The sequence below is a fragment of the Metabacillus mangrovi genome, from assembly GCF_009711125.1.
Lineage (GTDB): Bacteria > Bacillota > Bacilli > Bacillales > Bacillaceae > Metabacillus_B > Metabacillus_B mangrovi.
On sequence record NZ_WMIB01000031.1, the window covers coordinates 14,327 to 35,752 of the forward strand.

23 protein-coding genes are annotated in these 21,426 nt (G+C 45.9%); 11 read left to right on the plus strand and 12 right to left on the minus strand.

Annotated features, from left to right (window positions below):
• Positions 1-3: 3 nt before the first annotated feature.
• The 4 genes from GKZ89_RS19185 to GKZ89_RS19200 are packed head-to-tail and all read right to left on the minus strand — an operon-like array spanning position 4 to position 4,655.
• Positions 4-1,485: a Na+/H+ antiporter subunit D gene (locus GKZ89_RS19185; RefSeq protein WP_155114017.1), complete on the minus strand. Its 1,482-nt coding sequence runs from the start codon at positions 1,483-1,485 to the stop codon at positions 4-6.
• A complete protein-coding gene (locus tag GKZ89_RS19190) occupies positions 1,478-1,819 on the minus strand; it encodes a Na(+)/H(+) antiporter subunit C (RefSeq protein WP_155114018.1) in 342 nt (113 codons plus the stop codon). The genes GKZ89_RS19185 and GKZ89_RS19190 overlap by 8 nt, the downstream gene beginning before the upstream one ends.
• Positions 1,819-2,256 carry a Na(+)/H(+) antiporter subunit B gene (locus GKZ89_RS19195; RefSeq protein WP_155114019.1) on the minus strand — a complete coding sequence of 146 codons (438 nt, stop codon included), beginning with the start codon at positions 2,254-2,256 and terminating at the stop codon, positions 1,819-1,821. The genes GKZ89_RS19190 and GKZ89_RS19195 overlap by 1 nt, the downstream gene beginning before the upstream one ends.
• Complete coding sequence (locus GKZ89_RS19200; RefSeq protein WP_155114020.1) at positions 2,253-4,655, minus strand: Na+/H+ antiporter subunit A; 2,403 nt, start codon at positions 4,653-4,655, stop codon at positions 2,253-2,255. The genes GKZ89_RS19195 and GKZ89_RS19200 overlap by 4 nt, the downstream gene beginning before the upstream one ends.
• 199 nt (positions 4,656-4,854) lie before the next feature.
• Between GKZ89_RS19200 and GKZ89_RS19205 the strand changes: the two genes are divergently transcribed.
• Positions 4,855-5,070, plus strand: coding sequence for a hypothetical protein (locus GKZ89_RS19205; RefSeq protein WP_155114021.1), 216 nt, complete (start codon positions 4,855-4,857; stop codon positions 5,068-5,070).
• A 73-nt stretch (positions 5,071-5,143) separates the two neighbouring features.
• The gene (locus GKZ89_RS19210) at positions 5,144-5,701 is read left to right on the plus strand and encodes a DUF5366 family protein (protein WP_155114022.1); all 558 of its coding nucleotides are present in this window, start codon (positions 5,144-5,146) and stop codon (positions 5,699-5,701) included.
• 71 nt (positions 5,702-5,772) lie between these two features.
• Here GKZ89_RS19210 and GKZ89_RS19215 read toward each other — a convergent pair whose 3' ends face one another.
• On the minus strand, positions 5,773-6,183 hold the full coding sequence (locus GKZ89_RS19215) for a thiol-disulfide oxidoreductase DCC family protein (RefSeq protein ID WP_155114023.1): 411 nt from the start codon (positions 6,181-6,183) through the stop codon (positions 5,773-5,775).
• Positions 6,167-8,002 (minus strand): transglycosylase domain-containing protein, encoded by a 1,836-nt coding sequence (locus tag GKZ89_RS19220; RefSeq protein WP_155114024.1) that lies wholly within the window; start codon positions 8,000-8,002, stop codon positions 6,167-6,169. Before GKZ89_RS19220 ends, GKZ89_RS19215 begins: the two co-directional genes overlap by 17 nt.
• A gap of 212 nt (positions 8,003-8,214) precedes the next feature.
• Between GKZ89_RS19220 and kapD the strand changes: the two genes are divergently transcribed.
• Entirely contained in the window at positions 8,215-8,829 is a 615-nt protein-coding gene (kapD, locus tag GKZ89_RS19225; RefSeq protein ID WP_155114025.1) for a 3'-5' exonuclease KapD, read from the plus strand.
• 38 nt (positions 8,830-8,867) lie between these two features.
• Here kapD and kapB read toward each other — a convergent pair whose 3' ends face one another.
• Positions 8,868-9,248: a kinase-associated lipoprotein KapB gene (gene kapB, locus GKZ89_RS19230; RefSeq protein ID WP_155114026.1), complete on the minus strand. Its 381-nt coding sequence runs from the start codon at positions 9,246-9,248 to the stop codon at positions 8,868-8,870.
• 113 nt (positions 9,249-9,361) lie between these two features.
• Here kapB and GKZ89_RS19235 point away from each other — a divergent pair, with 113 nt between their 5' ends.
• Positions 9,362-9,550 carry a hypothetical protein gene (locus GKZ89_RS19235; RefSeq protein WP_155114027.1) on the plus strand — a complete coding sequence of 63 codons (189 nt, stop codon included), beginning with the start codon at positions 9,362-9,364 and terminating at the stop codon, positions 9,548-9,550.
• A gap of 130 nt (positions 9,551-9,680) precedes the next feature.
• Complete coding sequence (locus GKZ89_RS19240; RefSeq protein WP_155114041.1) at positions 9,681-10,232, plus strand: superoxide dismutase family protein; 552 nt, start codon at positions 9,681-9,683, stop codon at positions 10,230-10,232.
• Between the two features lie 20 nt (positions 10,233-10,252).
• On the opposite strand, the gene GKZ89_RS19245 is transcribed toward GKZ89_RS19240, so the two are convergent.
• The gene (locus GKZ89_RS19245; protein ID WP_155114028.1) at positions 10,253-11,554 is read right to left on the minus strand and encodes an ATP-binding protein; all 1,302 of its coding nucleotides are present in this window, start codon (positions 11,552-11,554) and stop codon (positions 10,253-10,255) included.
• A gap of 264 nt (positions 11,555-11,818) precedes the next feature.
• Positions 11,819-12,985 (minus strand): MalY/PatB family protein, encoded by a 1,167-nt coding sequence (locus tag GKZ89_RS19250; RefSeq protein ID WP_155114029.1) that lies wholly within the window; start codon positions 12,983-12,985, stop codon positions 11,819-11,821.
• Positions 12,986-13,072: 87 nt separating this feature from the next.
• On the opposite strand from GKZ89_RS19250, the gene GKZ89_RS19255 reads away from it, so the two are divergent.
• Positions 13,073-13,327, plus strand: a complete 255-nt coding sequence (locus GKZ89_RS19255) for a DUF1871 family protein (protein ID WP_155114030.1) — start codon at positions 13,073-13,075, stop codon at positions 13,325-13,327.
• A gap of 143 nt (positions 13,328-13,470) precedes the next feature.
• Here the strand turns inward: GKZ89_RS19255 and GKZ89_RS19260 are convergent, their stop codons facing one another.
• The gene (locus tag GKZ89_RS19260; protein ID WP_155114031.1) at positions 13,471-14,298 is read right to left on the minus strand and encodes an alpha/beta fold hydrolase; all 828 of its coding nucleotides are present in this window, start codon (positions 14,296-14,298) and stop codon (positions 13,471-13,473) included.
• 229 nt (positions 14,299-14,527) lie between these two features.
• Here GKZ89_RS19260 and GKZ89_RS19265 point away from each other — a divergent pair, with 229 nt between their 5' ends.
• Both GKZ89_RS19265 and GKZ89_RS19270 read left to right on the plus strand, forming a co-directional pair.
• Entirely contained in the window at positions 14,528-15,031 is a 504-nt protein-coding gene (locus tag GKZ89_RS19265) for an Lrp/AsnC family transcriptional regulator (RefSeq protein ID WP_155114032.1), read from the plus strand.
• Positions 15,031-16,233: an aminotransferase gene (locus GKZ89_RS19270; RefSeq protein ID WP_155114033.1), complete on the plus strand. Its 1,203-nt coding sequence runs from the start codon at positions 15,031-15,033 to the stop codon at positions 16,231-16,233. Before GKZ89_RS19265 ends, GKZ89_RS19270 begins: the two co-directional genes overlap by 1 nt.
• Positions 16,234-16,423: 190 nt before the next feature.
• Here the strand turns inward: GKZ89_RS19270 and GKZ89_RS19275 are convergent, their stop codons facing one another.
• Positions 16,424-16,720 (minus strand): helix-turn-helix domain-containing protein, encoded by a 297-nt coding sequence (locus GKZ89_RS19275; protein ID WP_155114034.1) that lies wholly within the window; start codon positions 16,718-16,720, stop codon positions 16,424-16,426.
• A gap of 136 nt (positions 16,721-16,856) precedes the next feature.
• Here GKZ89_RS19275 and GKZ89_RS19280 point away from each other — a divergent pair, with 136 nt between their 5' ends.
• From GKZ89_RS19280 to yugI, 3 genes are all read left to right on the plus strand, one after another.
• Positions 16,857-17,414: an RNA polymerase sigma factor gene (locus tag GKZ89_RS19280; protein WP_155114035.1), complete on the plus strand. Its 558-nt coding sequence runs from the start codon at positions 16,857-16,859 to the stop codon at positions 17,412-17,414.
• Positions 17,407-19,038, plus strand: coding sequence for a hypothetical protein (locus GKZ89_RS19285; RefSeq protein ID WP_155114036.1), 1,632 nt, complete (start codon positions 17,407-17,409; stop codon positions 19,036-19,038). Before GKZ89_RS19280 ends, GKZ89_RS19285 begins: the two co-directional genes overlap by 8 nt.
• A 283-nt stretch (positions 19,039-19,321) precedes the next feature.
• Positions 19,322-19,711 (plus strand): S1 domain-containing post-transcriptional regulator GSP13, encoded by a 390-nt coding sequence (gene yugI, locus GKZ89_RS19290; protein ID WP_155114037.1) that lies wholly within the window; start codon positions 19,322-19,324, stop codon positions 19,709-19,711.
• Positions 19,712-19,753: 42 nt separating this feature from the next.
• Here yugI and GKZ89_RS19295 read toward each other — a convergent pair whose 3' ends face one another.
• On the minus strand, positions 19,754-21,154 hold the full coding sequence (locus GKZ89_RS19295) for an MDR family MFS transporter (protein WP_155114038.1): 1,401 nt from the start codon (positions 21,152-21,154) through the stop codon (positions 19,754-19,756).
• Positions 21,155-21,426: the final 272 nt, after the last annotated feature.

Below are 21,426 nucleotides of genomic sequence, written 5' to 3' on the forward strand. Positions count from 1 at the left end.
CTATCACTGCTCCTTCAAAACGGCATCAATGTAAATGGAGGGATCCAGCAGGGTTTCTGCAGCTTGTGTAACAAAAGGAGCTACAAACTCTGTTCCAAGACCAAATGCTGCCGAGAGGGCCACCAGTATGACAGCGGGATAGACCATGCCTTTTACATCAGGATTCCCCGCAATTGGTTTTTCCTCACCCCAAAAGCCGTTTATGAATATTTTCATTGCAGAATACAAGACGAGCAGGCTGGAAAACAGCACCAGAAATGCGATTGCATATTCACCAGCCTCCATGCCCCCCTGAATCACTTTTAACTTCCCGATAAAGCCGCTTAATGGCGGAATACCCGCAAGAGCGACACCAGCTATGAACAGCATCCAGCCAGGGAGGGGATAACGGCTGATCAGTCCGCCCATTTTTCTCAGATCGGCCGTGCCGGTAATCCGGATCATAATTCCTGCCAGGAAGAACAAAGCCCCTTTAATGATCATGTCATGAAGCAGGTAATAGATGGAGCCTTCGATGCCTGCCGGGGTGGATACGGCGACGCCGAAAAGAATAACCCCGATGGCAGTGATAATGTTATAGATCACAATTTTTTTGACATCCCAATAAGCGATGGAGCCGATGACTCCAAATAGAATTGTCAGGGCTGCAAGCCATGTGAGAATCTCGTGTGTAAACGCCTTGTCATGAATAAAAATGAGGGTGTACACACGGGTGATGGCATAAACGCCAACCTTTGTCAGGAGTGCTCCGAATAATGCCGTTACTGCAGCAGGCGGAGCGTTGTAAGAACCGGGTAGCCAGACATAAAGCGGAAAGATGGCTCCCTTCATCCCGAAGACGACCAGAAACAGAACCGCGATGACCGTTATCAGGCCGGTCTGCCCGTTCTCACTGATTTTAACACTGAGGTCGGCCATGTTCAGCGTACCGGTAACCGCGTAAAGAAACGCAACAGCAATGACAAACAGGGCGGAAGAGAACACGTTTACCGATATGTACTTGATGGATTCCCGCAGCTGCCTCTTGGTACCGCCAAGTACCATCAGCACGTAGGATGCCATGAGGAGCACTTCAAAGAAAACGAAGAGGTTGAAGAGGTCCCCTGTAAGAAAGGCTCCGGTTACACCTGCCAGCAGAAATTGGACAGCGGGATAATAGAAAAAGTATTCCCGTTCCCTGCCGATGGACCTGAAGGAGTAAAGAATCCCCGTCAATCCAATGACAGCCGTGCTAAGAACCAGAAGACTTGCATACATATCGGCTACAAAAACAATTCCGTACGGAGGAGCCCAGCCTCCTATTTCAACAATCTGGATTCCGTTCTGAAAAACAGTTCCGGTCAAAAAGATGGATACAAGAAGAGCGGCTACTGAAGAAAGAACACTGATGATCCGCTGCACAACAGGCTTTCTATTGAAAAAGATCAGCAGGATCCCTGCAAAAAGAGGGATGAGCAGCGGCATCATTACTAAGTTGTTACTCATGTGAATCAGTTCCTCTCATTTTATCCATGTCATCCGTGCCGAGCTCCTGATACGTACGGTAAGCTAATACAAGCATGAAGGCCGTCACACCAAAACTGATTACAATTGCTGTTAAGATCAGTGCCTGCGGAAGCGGATCAACATATAGTTTTGCTTTCTCTCCAAGCAGGGGGGCAGCTCCATCTTTCAGGCCTCCCATCGTTAAAATCAGGAGATGGGCGCCGTGGCTTAAAAGACCTGTTCCGATGATAATCCGGAGAAGACTCTTAGAGAGCATCAGGTAAGTCGCTGCTGTAAAGAGAATGCCGCATACGATTGCCATAATTACTTCCATTACTCTGTCTCTCCAATCGTTTGAATGATGGTCATCGTGACACCGACAACGGTCAAATAGACGCCGAGGTCAAATGCAGTAGCAGAGGCAAGTTCGATTTCCCCGAATAATGGGAAATGAACGGGGCCGTGCGCATGCTTTAAAAACGGCTCTCCGTAAAAAATGCCTCCCGCTCCGGTTGCGAGTGCAATCAGCAGGCCTGCCGCCGCAACCTTTAGAAAATTAAAAGGGACGATCGCTGCCACTGTTTTCACATCATAGGCGAGCAGCAGCAGAACGATGGCAGAAGACGTCAGCAGCCCGCCGACAAATCCTCCGCCCGGTGTATAGTGGCCTGCAAAGAAAATATAGATCGAAAAGATGAAGATGATAAAAAATACGATATTTACCGTTGTCTGCAAAATTAAATCATTTGTTTTCAAATTAGTCCTTTTCATGACTGCTCCTTTCTGGACATCCTCAATTTAACCATTGCGAAGATTCCAAGAGCGGCGATTCCAAGAACCGTGATCTCGAACAATGTATCAAATCCTCTGAAATCAACGAGGATGACATTGACCATATTCTTGCCGCCTGCTTCTTTATAGCTGTTTTCGATAAAATACTCGGAAATGGTCTTCGAGACACGCTGGCTGTTCGCTGAGAGAGCAATAAGGGTGACGACTGTCCCAACCCCAAGGGAAATGAGAAGGTTATTCACTTTGAATGCCAGTTTTTCGCGCTTTTGAAGCTCCGGAAGATAATAAAAGCATAAAAGGAACAGAGCGGTTGTAATGGTTTCGATAACAAGCTGAGTCAATGCGAGATCAGGGGCCCTGAAAAGGACGAAGAACAATGCTACTCCATACCCTACGGAACCGAGAGCAATGATCGATGTAAGCCGCGACTTAGCGAACAGGATGGTGACAACGCCCGCTGTCATCAGAACAGCCAGTACAACCTCATACGTACCAATCGGTGCATTGCTTTCCGCCTTAAACGAAAAAGCAGATTGTGCAAAAAGGGCCCAGCCGGTTAATGCAGCTGTAAAAATAAAGATGATCCCGAGGTAATTCCTCAAAAATCCGGTCATATAAAATTTCTGTATTTTCTCCGAACCGCTCTCAAGTCCGTGTAAGGACTGGTCATACAGGCGGTTAAGCGTAAGCTTTTCCGGAAAGAGCTTGAACAACCGTTTCCATTTGCTCTGGGTGGCATAAAGAATGGCACCGAGTACAATCACACCGATTGTCATGTAAAGTTCAGGAGAAAAACCGTGCCAGTGAGAGATATGAACATGGAACTTTTCTCCGTCTTCTAAAAGGAACGGATAGATGGAAGCTGCTGCGGGCTCAATGATGCTCGCGGCCAGGATGTTAGGGAAAATCCCGAACAAAATGACAAGGGAAGCGAGAATGACAGGAGAGATCAGCATGCCAAGCGGTGCTTCATGAGGCTTCTTTTCAAGCTTCTCTGCCTGCAGTTTGCCGGTAAAAGGTTTAAAGACGATGATCATGCTGTAAATGAACGTAAATACACTGCCGACCCACGCAAGCACTGGAAATAAAATCCCCCACGTATCCGCATTAAAGAGATCAAATTCCAGAAGGTTTACCATTCCTGTAAAAAACATTTCTTTACTCAGGAAGCCGTTGAATGGAGGAATGCCGGCCATCGAAAACGCGCCGATCAAAGCGATCGTAAACGTAATCGGCATGAAGTTCATCAAACCGCCAAGCCGGCGGATATCTCTTGTCCCGGTTTCATGATCGATGATGCCTGCTGCCATGAAAAGGCTCCCCTTGAAGGTAGCATGGTTAATCAGATGAAAGATGGCAGCAACAGCAGCCACCGTAAACAGATTATCATCCAGTGATTCAAAGTGAAGAGCAGCTGCACCAGCCCCCAGCAGAGACATAATGAGTCCGAGCTGGCTGACAGTTGAAAAAGCAAGAATGGCTTTCAAATCTGTTTGCTTAATGGCATTAAAAGATCCCCATGCCAAGGTAAGAATACCGATCCCCCCAACAAGCCAGAACCATTCAGGAGCCAGACCGAACACCGGAGTGAATCGTGCTGTTAAATAGATCCCGGCTTTTACCATCGTGGCAGAGTGAAGATAAGCACTAACTGGAGTAGGAGCTTCCATCGCATCCGGAAGCCAGATGTAGAACGGGAACTGAGCGGACTTTGTAAACGCACCAAGTAAAAATAGAATAAGCGCGGCTAAGAAGAGTGGGTGCTCCATAATGACCGCTGCCTGAATCACCATTTCCCGGACACTGAATGTTCCGGTAATCAAGTAAAGCAGGATGATTCCGCCGAGCATGCTTAAACCGCCGAAAACGGTAATGAGCATCGACTTAACAGCACCGTATCTGGACTTTTCACGCGTATGCCAGTATCCGATCAGGAGAAAGGAAGATAAGCTTGTAAGCTCCCAGAACGTATAAAGCACAACCAGGTTGTCAGAGAGAACGACACCGAGCATGGCTCCCATGAAAAGAAGCAAGTACACATAAAACTTGTGAAGTTCCTCTTTTTCCTTAGATAAATAATAAATGGAGTACAGGACGACTAATGCACCGATACCGGAGATGAGCAATGCAAACAGCAGGCTCAGTCCATCCGCATATACAGTAAACTGAATGCCTAAAGAAGGGATCCAGTTTGCAGTGGAATAGTCATTCAGCCCTTTTGAAACAGGGCCGATTTTCTGAAAAAAATAAACGAAGAGAATGACCGGAACGACAAGAACGAACCAGCCGGTATGTATGTGCTTCAGCTGCTTATAAAAAAGCGGGATCAAGATTGCCGCCATAAATGGCAGTAAAATGGCAAGATGCAAAAAAGACATATGTAGCCTCCAGTCTGATACGGATGTTTTTTGTGTTTTCCTTCATTTAAGGCAGTTTAATTAGTATGAGCCCTTATGGGAAAATTTATCATTTCATTTTTTCGAGTTCATATGAACTCATAATAATCATAACAAAATCATTCCTGCTTGTATAACAAGAAGTGTATAAAGCCAAGATGTTAGCAAGGAGCTGATGGGAATGAAAAAGAAAGCCTTTGTTTGCGTGACGCTGTTTTTCGTCTTGTTTATCCTGGCTCTAACAGCAGAAAACTCCAGAAAACCAGCGGGTATTTTTCCGGACCGCAGCAAATTTATTACAGAAATCGAACTGCAGGGACCCGCTGAGAGGTGGCATGAACGCGAGCTTTTTTATATGGAGGCATTTGATAGCAGAGAATATGTGAAAATCCGCTGATAAAAATAAGCCTTTACAAATTTTTCCCTTCCGAAGCATAATAGTAAGGAATGCTTATGGAAGGGACCAGCATATGAAAAACACTTATTTCACCAGTTATTTTCCTTTGATCTCCATCCTTCTGTTCAGTACCTCTTTATCGATTTCGACAGTAATGTATGTTTCAGGAATTTTAAAGGATCTCGGCGTATACAGCAGCATGCTGAATTATTTTCCGGAAAGTGAAATGAAGATCGCGCTTTTCGCCCTATTTGCACTTGTTTATTTTATGGTTTTTTCGGCGCTTAAGCTTATTGCCAATACGATTACAGAGCTGTCCTTTCTTTTTTTCTCCCAGGATTCAGAAGGGATTACGCTGAATAAAATCAGGGCGGGATCTGCCTTTTATCTGGCTGGGGGCGGAATATCGCTTTTTCTCGTCCAATTCATCTGGCTGATCGGGGCTGTTTTTCTTCTTTGCACACTCTGTTATTTCATCTTTATCATTTATCAGGCCAGCGCGATGGTAACCTCATGGTCGCTGCTTGGCATGATCCTGTTTAACATTCTCTTCTGGTTTGTTTTTACCCTTGGATTGTTTTATTTATTCCTCCGGCTCTATAACGGGTTTATCAGCAGTCTGCCGATCTAGCTTTTTAAAGGCGGAACGTCCCCTATAAAAAAAACCCCGAAACTTTTTAACGTTTCGGGGTTTTTTCCTGCTCAGTCTAGAAATCGTTCTTTAACCGAAGGATCCGGCAGCATGCACTGTTCCTTTTTGCCGAACCATTTATACCGGTTGCGGGCGATGAATCCATACAGGCTGTCGCGGAGAGGCCTTGGAATCAGCCTGAATATGCCCAGCAGCTTCCAGGGAAACGGGAGCATACCGGCGACCTTTAAGGCCGCATCCGATTTCAGGTAGACCTTTTCTCCGGATGTAAGAACAAATGAGTCAAAGCGGACAGGATCGAGGGACTGTGATAAAAGCATGAGCTCTCCTGCTTTTGACTGAAGTGAAGCAAATTTAAATTTTTTGTATCTGTCATGCTTGATCATGAACTGGACGGCTCCGCTGCATAAATTGCATACACCGTCATAAAAGATAACAGGAGAATTAGTATCCTTCTGCAACCCGGTCACCACCCATCATCATCTTCCAATAGTTCAAAATAGTCCCCTGTTCATAAACAGGCTGCATCGATCCATTCTGATCTTTTCCGAACCAGACCGAAGCAGTGTATCGGTCTGATAAGCCGGAAAACCACAGATCGTTGTAATCATTTGATGTTCCGGTTTTGCCTCCGAGGTAATCCGCTTCAAAACGGGCGGCTTTTCCTGTTCCTTTTGTGACAACAGATGCGAGCAGCTCCCGCATAATGTCGTTGGTTCGGGGACTCCACACCCGGACTTGCTTATCGTCCCATTCAAATTGAACAGTGCCATCCAGTCCGGTAATCCTTTTGATTGCCCTGCTGGGCTGGTATTCCCCATTCATTCCGAAGGCAGTATAGGCATTTGCAAGCTCAAGCGGAGATACCCCTTTATTTAGCCCTCCAAGTGCAGCAGCATAGTTTCCCTGCTCAATCGTATCCTTGAAGCCAAATGGCTTAATATAGGCATTGGCCTTCTTGATCCCCACTTCTTTCAGCATTCTGACAGCAGGTGTATTGTAAGATTGGCTGAAAGCTTTTTCAAGCGTCACCATTCCATATTCTTTTTTCGTATAGTTCTTTGGACAGTAGCCAGCCATGCATAGCTCGTTTGCATTTATGAGGCTCTTGGTACCCGCTCCTTTTGAATCAACATATGGAGCGTAATCCAGCAGCGGTTTAAAGGAAGAGCCAGGCTGCCTGCGAGCCTGGAAGGCCCTGTTGAAATCATGCTTTTTATATTGATTCCCTCCGCTCATTGCTACAATCTGGCGGTTTTGATGATCAATCATAACGGCAGCCGATTGATGGTTTTTTGAAGTGAAGGAATCATTAGCCCTGTACATGCGTTCCTGGAGAAAAGGGTCCAAATGCGTCTCAATGATGATGCCGGTCCTTATTAATTCACCGGCTGCTTTGCTGATTTCATCAGGATCCTTGAGCTTCTCTTTAAAAGCGACCGCCTGTTTCAGTTCTTCCATAACATAATCGGAATAATCCGGGTACAGCTCTTTCTTCTTTTTCACATTCAGCGTTACCGGCCTGCTTTTTTCCTCGTTCAGCTGCTTGCTGTCAAGCATCTGAATATTGGCCACAAGCTCCAGCAGCAGCTCCTGACGCTTTTTTGTATTCTCAGGGTGCTTTAGCGGATCATACAAAGCCGGATTGTTCGGAATGGCAGCCAAGTATGCCATTTCAGAAGGAGTAAGTGCCTTGAGGGGTTTGCTGAAATAATATTCAGCCGCTGCTCCTACCCCGTATACATTGTTGCGGAAGTAGATCGTGTTCAGATAGCTTTCCAGTATTTTTTCCTTCGGCCATTTTCTCTCCAGCTGGATTGAAATCAGCAGCTCACTCAGTTTCCGGTTATACGTTCGATCATGATTTAAATAAAGGTTTCTGGCCAGCTGCTGAGTAATCGTGCTCCCGCCCTGATCCAGCGACTTAGCTTTAAAATTTACGATAAAGGCACGAGCAGTTCCCTCAAAATCAAGGCCGGCATGCTCATAAAACCGCTGATCTTCCGACTGGAGAAACAGTTCTTCCATCATTGGAGGAATCTCATCTCCGTTCAGCCAGATCCTTTTCTGTCCATCTGAGGCCAACTCTGATATGACCGTTCCCTCAGCATCCTTTATATAACTATTTACAAAAGCCGGTGTGTCATCAAGCTGTATCTTTTCATCCATAATTTCTGTAATGGGCTTCAAGCTTTCGACGGCTTGTCCTGAACTAAGCAGCAAAAGCAGGGTAGCAGGGAGCAGAGAGAGGATAAGAAGCCATCCGAACCATTTTTTCAACGTCCATTCACACTCTTTCCATTAAAATCGCAATTCTTCTTTTATCCTAGCATTGATTTCCAGTTCCGAGAAGAAGATTATGCACACAGCTTGTAAAAAAAGGTGATGGAAAAATGTGTGCTTTTCCAATGAAAATTTTTCTAAAAATACAGTTAAATTGGAAAGGGCGGTGATATAATGGTAATAAAATGCATATGAAAGGAGGCAGGATCATGGATGGGGCGAAACCGCTGCTGTTTATTGATTTTGAATTCAGTATGCCGGAGACGGGCTACAAAGGTTTTTACGCTGAAATCATTGAAGCAGGCCTGGTTTTCTGCAAAAACGGAAAGATCGAGAAGGAGTTTTCTTCGTTCGTGACGCCTGTAAAAGGGAAAAGGCTGACCGAACGATGCAAGTCATTCCTTGGAATTACCCAGGAACAGGTCGATCAGGGCATCTCCTTTGCAGAGCTCACCGGACTGCTGGCACAGCTGGACCGGCCGAAAAAAGTGGTTACATGGGGCAACATGGATATGAGGGTGCTGAGGATGAACTGCGAGAAAAACGGGTGTCCATTCCCATTTGAAAAAGATGAGTTGATCGATCTTTCGATGGAATATAAAAAATTCTTCGGTGACCGGAATCAGACGGGTCTTTGGAAGGCTGTCGAGGAATATGGAAAAAAAGGAACAGGTCAGCACCATCGAGCACTCGATGACGCAATGACGACCATGAAGATTTATAAGCTTGTGGAAAAAGACAAGAAGTACCTGGAAAAACCAAATCCTACGACGATCGGGGACAGAGTGGATTTTTCACAGCTGCTGAGCAAATTTGCAACCTAGAGCCAAATCACACACCATTGTGATTTGGCTCTTGGTTTTTAGCGCAAATGATAATCTTTTTCCAGCACCTGAAGACAGGCAAGGGATTTTTGAGCCCAATCGGAGGAATCTCCGTTTAATTCTTCCCGCTGCTGTAAAAGGGCATCCCGAAGAGAAGAGGAGTACTCGGGAAAGTCTCCGGTAAATTCTTTTACCATATTTTTAGGTACATTCGTTTGTTCATTAAAGCTGAGTGCTCTCCGCTCATGAAACAGGGGAACCTCCGCATTTTTTGGGGAATGCAAATCCCCTTGAACAGGGTGCTTCAGCACAGCTTTGACCTGGACAAGATAATGCATCGGGCGTATTGCTGTGATGACGCCGGCGTATTTTCCGGTTTTGTAAATTCCTGTTACTTGATCACCTTGCTGAAACTCCATATGATCCGGCTCCCATCTTTTTTAGTCTATCTTATCATAGAAAAGAAGTTGGAACAGAAGCCGGGAAAGGGTATAGTTAAGACAGAATCTTACAGGAAAGGGTGAACGCTTTTATGGATTTCATTTTGTCACTGTTTCTTTACTTTCCGGAGGATAAAACGGAATACATTCCCGCCGCTTTTCATATGGCCATTTTTCTCATACTGGCTGTTCTTGCCTTCCGATTTATTGTCAAACTGTCACGAAAAGAAGAGCGGGAAACGAGGGAAAGATATAAGCACTTGGAAGATAAAGAGTACTGAAGCGGAGGCAGGAAACTGGTTCCTTTTTTTTTGTCTGAATTGCATCTCCGAATAAATACCAGCACTGCGGAAGAAACTAAACCATCAATCCATTTTGAATGGAGGGGCGGTATTGAAGAAACGAGTATGTATGGCTGCAGCAGCTCTCGTTCTGCTTGCAGGCTGCGAAAACGAAGAGATTTCCAGCATGGGAACTGAAATGTTTAATTCAGACGGTGATTCACTCGGGACGATCAAGCTGTCGGAGCAGCCGGAAGGAATAAAGTTTGAAGTGGCGCTTGAAGGCCTTGAGGCCGGGGAGCACGGTGTTCATATCCATCAGAATCCAGAGTGTGAAGGGCCTGAATTTATTACGGCAGGTGAGCACTATAACCCTGATAATAAGCAGCATGGGCTCCTGAACCCTGAAGGAGCACACCTTGGTGACCTGCAGAACATTGTGGCCGAAAGTGATGGCAAGGCACAGGCAGAGCTGATGGGACCCAAATTAACCTTGAAGAAAGGTGCAAAAAACTCTTTGTTCTTTAAAGGGGGAACATCGATCATCATCACCGAAAAGGCGGATGATGGAATGTCTCAGCCGGCAGGTGAATCAGGTGCGCGGATTGCCTGCGGGAAGATAACGGAAAAAGAGGCTTTGCGCAAGGATAAGAAAAAAGTGGAGATTGAGGCTAAGCCCTGATTACGAATCAGGGCTTTTTCTTATTCTGCACCGGCAGACAGATTTTTTGAAATGGAGGGAAGGGACACAGTCGCAGAAGTACCTGTACCCGGTTGGCTCTGGTACCTGAGGGTTCCCCCGTGCTGCTCAACGATCGAAAAAGTGACGGTCAAACCGAGGCCTGTCCCGCGCTCCTTCAGTGTAAAATAGGGCTCCCCGATCCTTGCGAGCTGTTCGGCAGTCATCCCGACTCCATTGTCTTTGATTTTAATCCGGGTAAATTCATGTGACGCATAAGCGGTAATTTTCACTTCTCCATCCGTTTCTGAAACCGCCTCCACAGCGTTTTTCAGCAAGTTCAAAAACACTTGCTTCAGCCTAGAAGCATCTCCGGAGACATAAAGGCCGGGGGCGATATTGTTTTTAAAGTGGACATTCTTGAAGTTCGCATAAGATGTCATAATTTTAATGACTTCCTCCAAGAGGTCAGAAAGGCAAAGTTCATTTTTCTCAAAGTACTGCTGTTTGGCCAGATTTAAATAATCGGTGATAATTTCCTGGGCGCGATCCAGCTCGGAAAGGACCAAAGTGATGTACTCTGAATTTTTCGGATCATCGTTTTTGCGATCCATGCCGATCAGCTGAATAAAGCCCCGGACCACGGTGAGCGGGTTCCGGACTTCGTGCGCCACACTGGCAGCGAGTTCACTGACAATGGACAGTTTCTCGGTTTTTATGAGCCTTGCTCTGAGATAAGCATTTTCTTTTGTGGAGTTGATGCAGTAGATGGCTGTCATCAAAACGATGGAGAAAAGGATAAAATTATAGATAAGCTCGAACCCTGATTGCTGAACAGAAAAACGAATCAAACCGAGGGGATAAAAAATGGCACAAGCTGCAGCAGTAAGTAACGTTTCAGAAGCACTTAGAAGAACGCCAAGAATCAGCTTGGCCGACAGTCTGTAATCGTTCCATCTGGATGCGGCAAGAGTCGGAAGAATGACCATGAGCGGAGAAATGACAAAGGAAAGCCAGATGACATCTCCTCCAGCATAAAAACCGTAGATCAGACTGGTCGCTGCCACGGCTGCACCTAGTACGGGTCCGCCATAAAGGACAGCACATAAGATTGGAATGTAGTGAAGGCCGTAAGAAAGGCCGTCTATAACGTAGATGGGGAAGGTCATGCACAAAACAGCCGAAAGCGAGCAAAGCGAATAAATGAGGAAAAAATTCGGCTTTGGGATGGAAGCAGCAGGCCGGTTCAGCCAGATGGCCTGATAGAGATAAATGGGGAACAGGATAAACGTTACTTGTAAAATTAAATCCTTCACACTCTCCATAGAGTTCTCCTATGCATTTAGTAGACCCATTATACCACTAAAAAGGGAAAAATTGCTTAGTTTTTTACTGTTTTAGAGGGGTGGGGGTACATGTATTGAAGTCAGAGGTCCACTGCGGACAAAGAGGATCAGGAGGGCTTGCAGGTGGACTGGGCCGGAACAGTCGCCAGAGCTGTCAGCCGGCATGGAAAAAAATCCGGATTCTATAAAATTCCTGCTAATTTGCATAAAAAGACGGCCGCACAGGCGGCCGTCTTTTCGCAGTCAGCTGAAGGCTGTTTTTATTCTTTCCAGTCCATCCTTCAACGTTTCGAGAGGGCAGCCTGCATTAAGCCGGACGAAGCCCTCACCTCCAGGTCCATATTTCGCTCCTTCCTCCAGAGCGATTTTTCCTTTATGAAGCAGGAGGTGTTTGATTTCTTTGTCTTCAAGTCCGAGTTCTCTGCAGTCGATCCATAGAAGGTACGTGGCATCCGGTTTTACGGCTTTTACTCCTGGAACTTCCTTCTCGAGGAATTCAATTGCATAGTCCATATTGCGGGCGAGATAGGCTTTCAGCTCTTCCAGCCATTCTGCCCCGGCTGTATAGGAGGCTTCAAGTGCTGCAGCTCCAAGGGCATTTAATGTGAAAAAGCCCTGTCTGTGAAGCGTTTCGTCCATTTTTCTTCTTAACGAGTCATTTTCGATGACCATGACTGATGCCTGAAGGCCTGCCAGATTAAAGGTTTTGCTCGGTGCAAAGCAAGTGATAGTCCGTGCCGCAAAGCGTTCGCTGATCGAAGCGAACGAAACATGCCGGTTTCCAAAAAGCATTAAATCCGAATGAATTTCATCCGACACCATCAAGACATCATGTTCTTCGCAGAGAGAGCCGATTTTTTCAAGTTCTTCTCTCGTCCATGCCCTTCCTCCGGGATTGTGGGGGTTGCATAAAAGCATGAGCTTCACATCAGGATCCGCCATTTGCCGTGCCAGATCATCAAAGTCAATCTCATATCGCCCGTTCTTCAGGGAAAGCTGGCTGTTGGCGACCTTCCGGCTGTTGCGCGTTACCATATCAAAAAAAGGGGTGTAAACAGGAGACTGCAGCAGGACCTTATCACCTGGTTCTGTATACGTCTGAACGGCAAGGCTCAGAGCCGTCACGATGCCCGGGCTGAAAAGCAGGGCTTCTGTTTTAAAGTCCCAGCCGTTCCGGTCCCGCGCCCAGTTTCGGATTGCGGTTTTTGTTTGATCACTAATGGAAGAGTAGCCAAAAACCCCATGGCTGATCCGGCGCTCAAGAGCTTCAAGAACCGGCTCCGGAGCTTTGAAATCCATATCCGCCACCCACATTGGCAGCACATCATCAGTTCCGAATAGTTCTTTCGTTAAATCCCACTTTACTGAATTCGATTTTCTGCGTTCGACTAGGGCATCAAATTGGCTCATTTTCTTCACCTCATAACAGAGTTCTTCTTTTTATGGTAATTGTGTTAAAATAAATTTGCAAAAATAAGGCACGGGTGATGATGCAAAATGGAGACACAGGCAGCGAATGAACGAATGATGGAACTGCTCAATAAATGGGATCCTTTGCACTATGGAGAAGGGTTCTATGAAACAGAGGCAGTGGACGTGGTCCAGGCTGTACATGAACAGGACGACGCTAAAGTCCTTTCGGAAAAAATCAGGGCCATTTACGAGTTTTCATTTGAAAAATGGATCCCTGCAGATGAATGTTTAAAAATAGCTGCCCAGCTGCTTTCAATCAAGAACCAGGCAAGCTGCTGACAGGAAAAAAGCCGGCTGCTGCCGGCTTTCTTTATCCCGTCGTCAAGCTATCGTTCCCAGCCCCCGAGCCGGAGGCCCTCAAAAATGGGTCTGTTTATAAACGGATTCTTGACGTCATATTTAACAGGCGCCTGGCTTCTGACTCATGCGTGGGAAAAATTCATAATGCGGTCCATCACATGCAGCGGCCTTTCTTCCGGAACGAGATGGCCGGTTTGAGCGAGCTCGAAAAGGGACGCGTTCGGCAAGTCCCTGCTCATCCTTCTTCCCACTTCCACGGGAACAATTTTATCCTCCTGTCCCCATATGAGAAGGCTCGGCACTTCAATGCTTTTTAAATCCTCTTGAGACAGATCCCCTTCCCGGTCGCGGATCATCCTGGTTAAAGCCATGAAAATCCGGTCGTCGAAAAAGGGCTGCATATATCCATCCATCATTTCCTGGTCAATCATGGAATGATCATACACCACATTGCACAGATTTTTAAAAACTCCCTGGCTGCGCATCCAGTGTTTGATGCATAGGTAGAAATATGGGACATATGATCCGCAGATCATATAGTGCTTCATCCGCTTCATATAGCCGGAGCTGCAGAGAAGGACGACCTTTTTGAACATTTCAGGCCGCTCTTTCACAGCGTACAGGGAAACCTGCCCTCCCATAGAATGTCCGACCAGTAAGGCATCCTTTACCTGCAATGCATCCAGAAGTTCAATAACGACTTTAGCCATATTACGGTAAGAATGAACAAAACGGATGGATTTTTCAGTTCTTCCAAAAGGAGGAAGGTCCACTGCGATAATCCGGAATTCCTCCTGTAAAAGCGGAATCAGCTTTCTGAAGCTGAAGGTAGAAGACAAGAAGCCGTGCAGCAAGACCATGGTCGGTTTGCCCGGGTGCTTCTCATACAATTCGTAATGAATATTGATACCCTGCAGATTCATTGTAGAATGACAAAACGTTTGGCTCATAATCAACACTCCACAAATGATTGTTAGTGAAAGGTATTCGAAATAACCGGCACATTACCTGTCCGTATCAGGAGCAGCTATGGCCGATTTTTTATTATTGTGTCCCTGATTAATGGACTCACTCATGTAAAAAATACCCCGCTTCCATAAAATGAAAACAGAATCTTCAGTCATTAAATGGCGGAATCATGTTATAATGTTCAGAAGATTTTATATTGGGAGGGTTCGTATGAAGCTGAGCGCAAAAGAAACGGAAATCCTTGAAATTTTGGAGAGCAACAGCCGGCTTTCTATGCCTTCTTTAGCAAAAATGGCAGATATTACAGAAGAAGAAGCGGTGCGGATCATCAGCAGGCTTGAAGCGGATAAAATTATTTTAGCTTATCCGGCAGTTATAGACTGGAGCAGGGTGGATGGCCATGAAGGCGGAGTGACCGCGATGATCGATGTAAAAGTTGCTCCAAAGCGCGGAGTCGGATTCGATGAAATTGCCGAGCGGATTTACCGCTTTAAAGAAGTCCGTTCCGTTTATCTCATGTCGGGAGCTTACGATTTGAGTGTCGTCATTGAAGGAAGGTCTATGTCGGAAGTAGCCCGCTTTGTTTCGGAGAAGCTTTCAACACTTGATTCGGTCCTCTCGACGACTACCCATTTTATTTTAAAAAAATATAAGCATGACGGCCGGATTTTTGATTCCGGTGAAGAAGATAAACGGATGGTGGTCAGCCCGTAATGGACAGCTCAAGATTTTTGTCTTCCCATGCAGCTGAGTTAAAGCCTTCCGGAATCAGAAAATTTTTTGACCTGGCTGCAAACATGGATGGAGTCATCTCCCTTGGTGTCGGAGAGCCGGATTTTGTTACTTCATGGAACATAAGAGAAGCCTGCATCCTTTCTCTGGAAAACGGCTATACGTCTTATTCAGCCAACGCAGGCCTGTATGAGCTGAGAGAAGAGATCAGTGCTTATCTGAAGCGGAAATTCCGCACTGTATACAGCCCCGCAAACGAGATTCTGGTCACTGTCGGAGCGAGCCAGGCTCTTGATCTGGCGTTTAGAGCGGTCCTGAATCCGGGAGATGAAGTCATTATCCCGGAGCCTTGCTTTGTCGCATATGGACCTTTAGTAAAGCTTGCAGGGGGCATACCGGTTTATTTGCCATCAGATTTGAACAGCGGGTTTAAAACACTGCCTTCGCAGATTGAAAAAGCGGTGACGGAAAAAACAAAGGCCGTGCTGTTTTGTTCACCGAGCAATCCTACCGGCTCTTCCTACACGAAAAAAGAGCTGGAACGGATTGCCGAAACAATCCAAAAACATGACCTGCTCGCCGTGTCGGACGAAATTTATGCAGAGCTTACATATGATGAAGAATTCATCAGCATGGCAGAGCTTCATGGGATGAAGGAACGTACGATTGTGATTTCGGGCTTTTCGAAAGGATTTGCCATGACAGGATGGAGGCTCGGGTATGCTGCAGCTCCTGATCGTATCCTGCAAGCGATGCTTAAAATTCATCAGTATTCCATGATGTGCGCTCCAACCATGTCCCAGCATGCGGCATTGGAAGCATTAAGAAATGGAGAAGACGATGTACAGAGGATGAAAACGGATTATCGCAGAAGACGGAACTATTTCGTTAAAACGCTCAATGAAGCAGGGTATCCGTGTCAGATGCCGGGCGGCGCATTCTATGCCTTTCCTTCCATCGAGTATTCAGGTCTCTCCTCGGAGGAATTTGCCGAGCAGCTCTTGCTTGAAGAAAAAGTGGCAGTCGTACCGGGGAATGTGTTTGGACCGTCAGGCGAAGGCCATGTTCGCTGTTCCTATGCTTCGTCTCTCAGCCAGCTCGAGGAGGCGCTGAAACGCATGAGTGCTTTCATGAAGCGCCGTCAGGGACTTCAATCGAAGTGGAAGACGCTGAACAGCTTCTAATTCTGTATCTTGAACAGCCGGCTGTGCGCCCGACAGCGCACGGCTTTGCCTGGCTGCTTCTGCAAATAGCAGAACAAAAAAAAGGACAAAGCGGAAACCGCTTTGTCAAAAAATAAAAGGGGGGAATACTAGAAAGCCTTTGATGGTTATAGTATTCCCCCGCTTATTTTTCGTTAAACCTTTTTTTTATTCACTTTTTATTTTTTTTTTCTTTTTTTAAAATGGCTTTAGCTTTTTCAGGTCCGATTTCTAAAATGAGTGAGCGAAGCTCCGGGTCGAGCAGGGAATGAGGAGCAGCTGAAAGCACGGACGCCGGTAAATCCAGGACGGTAGATAACCTCATCAGAGCAGCTGTATCCGGAATTTTACTGCCGTCCTCATATTTTTCGATGCTCTCAAGCCCAACCCTCGCCTTAAGGGCAAGCTCCCTTTGAGACAGGCCTTTACGTTCACGGTGGAACCGAATCTGATCCCCGGGTTGTTTCATCACAACTCCCTCCTTTGCTATTATTTTATCCTGCAAATGCCGCTTTGTTTGCCGTTATTTTTGTATCATCCATGTTAAATTCTTGAAACATTTGTGAACAGCATTCCGTTAAATATGTGAAAGGGGGGGCTTAGCGATGGAAGAGGATGAACTGATTAAGAGAGCGCGGCAAGGGAGTGCCACAGCATTTCAGCAGCTGGTGGAAATATACAGACCGGTTGTAGAACGGTTTGCTTTTCAGCTTGGAAACCGCGCTTCCGATATAGATGATATTACACAGGAAGTTTTTATCAGAGTATACCGGTTTCTTGATCAATTTTCTAAATCAAAGTTTTCAACGTGGCTTTATAAAATAACACTGAACGTAACAAGAGACGCCGGCAGGAAACGGACTTCCTCCATCAAAAAAGTATTGAAACTTCAGAGTGAACAGAATGACCCGTACCCCGCAGCAGAAGCAATCGCTCTGAAAAATGAAAAAGACCGGGTGCTGCATATTTGCCTGCAGAAGCTTGACAGCAAATATAAAATTCCGATCATCCTGTTTTATTTTCATGAAAAAAAGTATGACGAGATAGCCGAAATTACCTCTCTTACTTTATCAGCTGTGAAAACAAGAATTCTGAGGGGCAAAGGGCTTTTGAAGAAGGCTCTGGAGGAGTACGAAAAGAAAGAAGGTGAGACACATGGATGATAAAGAATTTGATGAACGGCTCGCACAGCTCGGAACAGCATATAACAGCCTTCCTGCTATCACGGGCTCAAAAGAAATCGCAGAAAAAGTGTTCAAGAAAGAAGGAAAGAAAAAACAGCGTTTTCTCAAATTGCCTGCTGCTGCAGGGTTTGCAGGTGTATTCCTTGCAGGAGGACTGCTTGCATTTCAGATCCTTGGAGGTCAGGGCGAAATGAACAATGGGACATTCGTTCAGCAAAATAATCCTCCTTCACAGAATGAAATCCAGGAAAAAACGTCACAGGCTCAGCAGCTATTTAAAGACCGGCTGAATGAGCTCAAAACGGATACCGGGAATGAAGATGCTGAGCTTTATCCTTTTGTTCAGGAAGCACAAGATTCAATCCAGGCTTTTTCATCACAGCCTTTTGCAAATAAAAAGGAACTCGACCGCCAGTATGCTAAGCTGACAGCCTTGATCGATACGCGCGTTTCATCTATCGCTGATACAGCGGATCGTTTGGCGGAAACGAAAAGAACCGGAGAAAACATTACAAATGATGAACTGCTTCTCCTGCTTGCTAAACAGGATCAGATGTTCGAATGGTATACAGAGAAGTGGCAGAATATCGCAAGTGATGCTGCACCAGGATCGGGTGGCTTCGAAGCAGCCCTGGTATCAATGAACAGCGGTTCCTACGGAGATGAAGAAATCCGTCCGGTTATCAGCGAAATTCGAAATGCCGGCTATCGGTTTTTCCATGAAGGGGAAGGAATGATCAATATTCAGCCTGATTACAGCTGGACCTCTGCAAAGCTTGAGGGCAGTCTGGAAAAGGAGGCAGCTGAATGGCTTGATCTGATGCTCTATGAACCATTCTCTTCTGAAGGGGGAGTGCACGACTACAGCAAGCTAGCCAATCAGCTTCTCAAGATGGAACAGTACGTGCTGAACCATCCGAACTTTGGAAGAATCGATCAGGTTAAATCGGAGTATAAGGAACTGCTGACAGCATACATTGCAGGAGGATTTTATCCGCTGTATGATGAACCGGGAAGCCCTGAATTCTTAAAGAGCTATGACTGGATAAAAAGTGAGCATGCATCCTCCGCAACATTCCAGGCGGTCAAACCATACGAAGACTTATATAATCAAGGCGAGCTGGAAAAAGGGCAGGATCCGGAATCAGGAATTGTCCCGGACATTCCTCAGGTGCTGAAAACAGCTGAGCCAAACGGAGCCTTCCCTGTGAGACTGTTTCCTCTGACCAGTGAGCTGAAGGGAATGTATGGGGAAATAAAAAAATCCGGAAGCCTTTCCGCGTTGGAACCTGAAGCTGCTTATAAAGGGTTAAATGTAACAGAATCCACCGCATTCCTGCGCGTGTATCTATACGCATTGCAGAAAAAGGATTGGGAGACAGCCTATCTGCTCACCGACAAGAGGCTTTCGTTAGAGGAGTTTAAGGGAAAATCGAAACAAACAGATGCGGAAAAGCTCTCGCGAGAAGTTTATCTGATCAGGGAGAATTTTAACGAAGACCGCACTGTAGCGATCGAACTTTTTTTAAGGGATGGCACTAAGCAAACCTTCCACGCAAAGCAGGATGGGACACCGTTAAGTACAAAAATAGCAGTTAAATAAAGGCTGACTCTTAGTGAGAAAGCCATTCAATGAAAACCCCCGGTAAGCGTTCAAACTGCCGGGGGTTTAGTCTTTACATTTCGGGTCAGGCTAATAAATGTGAAAGGCCCGGCGGCTGTTTGCAGAAGCCAGCTCCACCGGGAAAAAGCCAAGTGATTTCTTGGTCCATCAATTCCAGGAAACAGTTAATGATAAGAAGGCTTTCAAAAAGCTTTATCCTGTGATATAATTTTTACTTGCGTATCTATGTAGACCGAAATAATAATTTTTAGGAGTGTTAACGATGACAGCCACTTATGAAGTTGGAAACGTATATACAGGAAAAGTAACAGGCATCCAGCCTTACGGAGCTTTTGTTGCTCTTGATGGCGATACTCAGGGACTTGTTCATATTTCCGAAGTAACTCACAGCTTTGTTAAAGATATTAACGAGCATTTGAAAGTTGGAGAAGAAGTTCAGGTAAAGGTTCTTTCTATTGATGAAAAAGCCGGTAAAATGAGCCTTTCCATCCGTGCAACACAAGATGCTCCAGAGCGCACTGAAGTTAAAAAACAGCCGAGAAAGAAACAGCCGGCTGCAGCAGCTGCTTCCTACTCTTCAGGTGACTCAGCTCAAGGCTTCAACACCTTGAAAGAAAAGCTTGAAGAATGGATCGAGCAATCCAAAAAATAAGCCTTACATTTAGAGCACCCGGTCATTTGCCCGGGTGCTTATTTAATTTTTCCGGTTTTCTTTAATAAAGAAGGCGAGAATGGTCCCTAACAGACAAAGGAACCCGGTTACCATAAACGAAGCATTGATTCCGCTGATCATGTTTTCTTTCCCTTCTCCAGAAGCGCTGAACTGGGAGGCAGCAATGATCGTAAACAGGACGGCAGTTCCGATGGAACCGGCAATTTGTCTGAGCGTATTGTTCATGGCTGACCCATGGGAAATCAAATGCTGAGGAAGCTGATTCAGCCCGGCAGTAGTAACAGGCATCATCACCATCCCGATTCCAAGAAGCCGGACAGCATTTACAGACGCAAGGTATGCAAAGGTAGTAGACGCTGACAGGCTGCTGAGCATAAAGGTAGTTGCCGAAGCAATAATCAGCCCCGGTATGGCCAGCTTTTTTGCTCCGATTTTATCATAAAGCCTTCCGGAAACCGGAGAAAGAATTCCCATAACGATGGCTCCCGGCAAGAGCATCAAGCCTGACTTTAAAGCTGAAAAACCAAGGGCATTCTGCATGTAAATCGGCAGGATGGTGGCACTGGAAATCATAATCAGAAAAACAATGGCGGCGATTGAAGTCGTGACCGAGAAAACCCGGTTTTTAAAAACGCTGAACTCCAGAATCGGTTCCTTAAGTTTAAACTGCCTGGAGATAAACAGAAACAGAGAGATTGCTCCTACAAGAAGGGAGATCAGTACGGCTGGACTGCTCCACCCGGAATTGCCCGCGCTGCTGAATCCAAATAAAAGCCCGCCAAAGCCAAAGGTCGACAGCACAATGGAAAGATAGTCGATTTTAGGAGAAGTCTGCTCCGTTACGTTTTTAATAACAAGGAAGGCGATAACAAGATCAACGACAGCGATGGGGAGCACGACTTCAAAAAGGGTTCTCCAGGAATACTCATCCACGAGCCAGCCGGAAAGGGTAGGACCAATCGCCGGAGCAAAAGAGATCACCAAACCGAAAAACCCCATAGCCTGACCCCGTTTCTCAACAGGGAAAATCACAAAAAGAACAGTCTGAATGAGCGGCAAAATAATTCCGGCCCCTGCTCCCTGCAGGATTCTCCCGGCCATCAAAACAGTAAATCCGGGCGCAACAGCGCAAATGAGTGTACCGGCCCCAAACAACCCCATCGCAAACAAATACAGCGAACGAGTCGAAAACTTCGCTGTCAATAATGCTGTAACAGGGATCATAATCCCGTTAACAAGAAGGAAAATAGTCTGCAGCCACTGAACCGTGCTGGACGTCAGATCCAAATCCTCCATAATATGCGGAAGGGCTGTAGCAAGGAGTGTCTGATTCAAAATGGCAATGAATGCCCCCGACATCAGCACAGCAACAATAGGAATTACTTTAAAATCAATAGATGGACGTGCCTCTGTCTTTTCCATTTGTCAGCCCTCTTTGTATAAAGATATAGTACTATTTAGCCTGTACAGGGTTTTCTAAACGGAAAAAGTACAGTTGGGGACACGGCGCTTAGAGCTGGACTTCACTTAGTATTCCATCCTTACATATTGGGAATGTGGATTAAGCGACCGGTCTCCAGGGACGTTATTTCAGTGTGGAAAACGCTTACATGGAGAGGTTCGGTCTCAGACGCAGCTATTTTCGGAGAAACCACTCCAAAGAAGCCATTCGGGAGCAAATAGCGTCTCCTAAG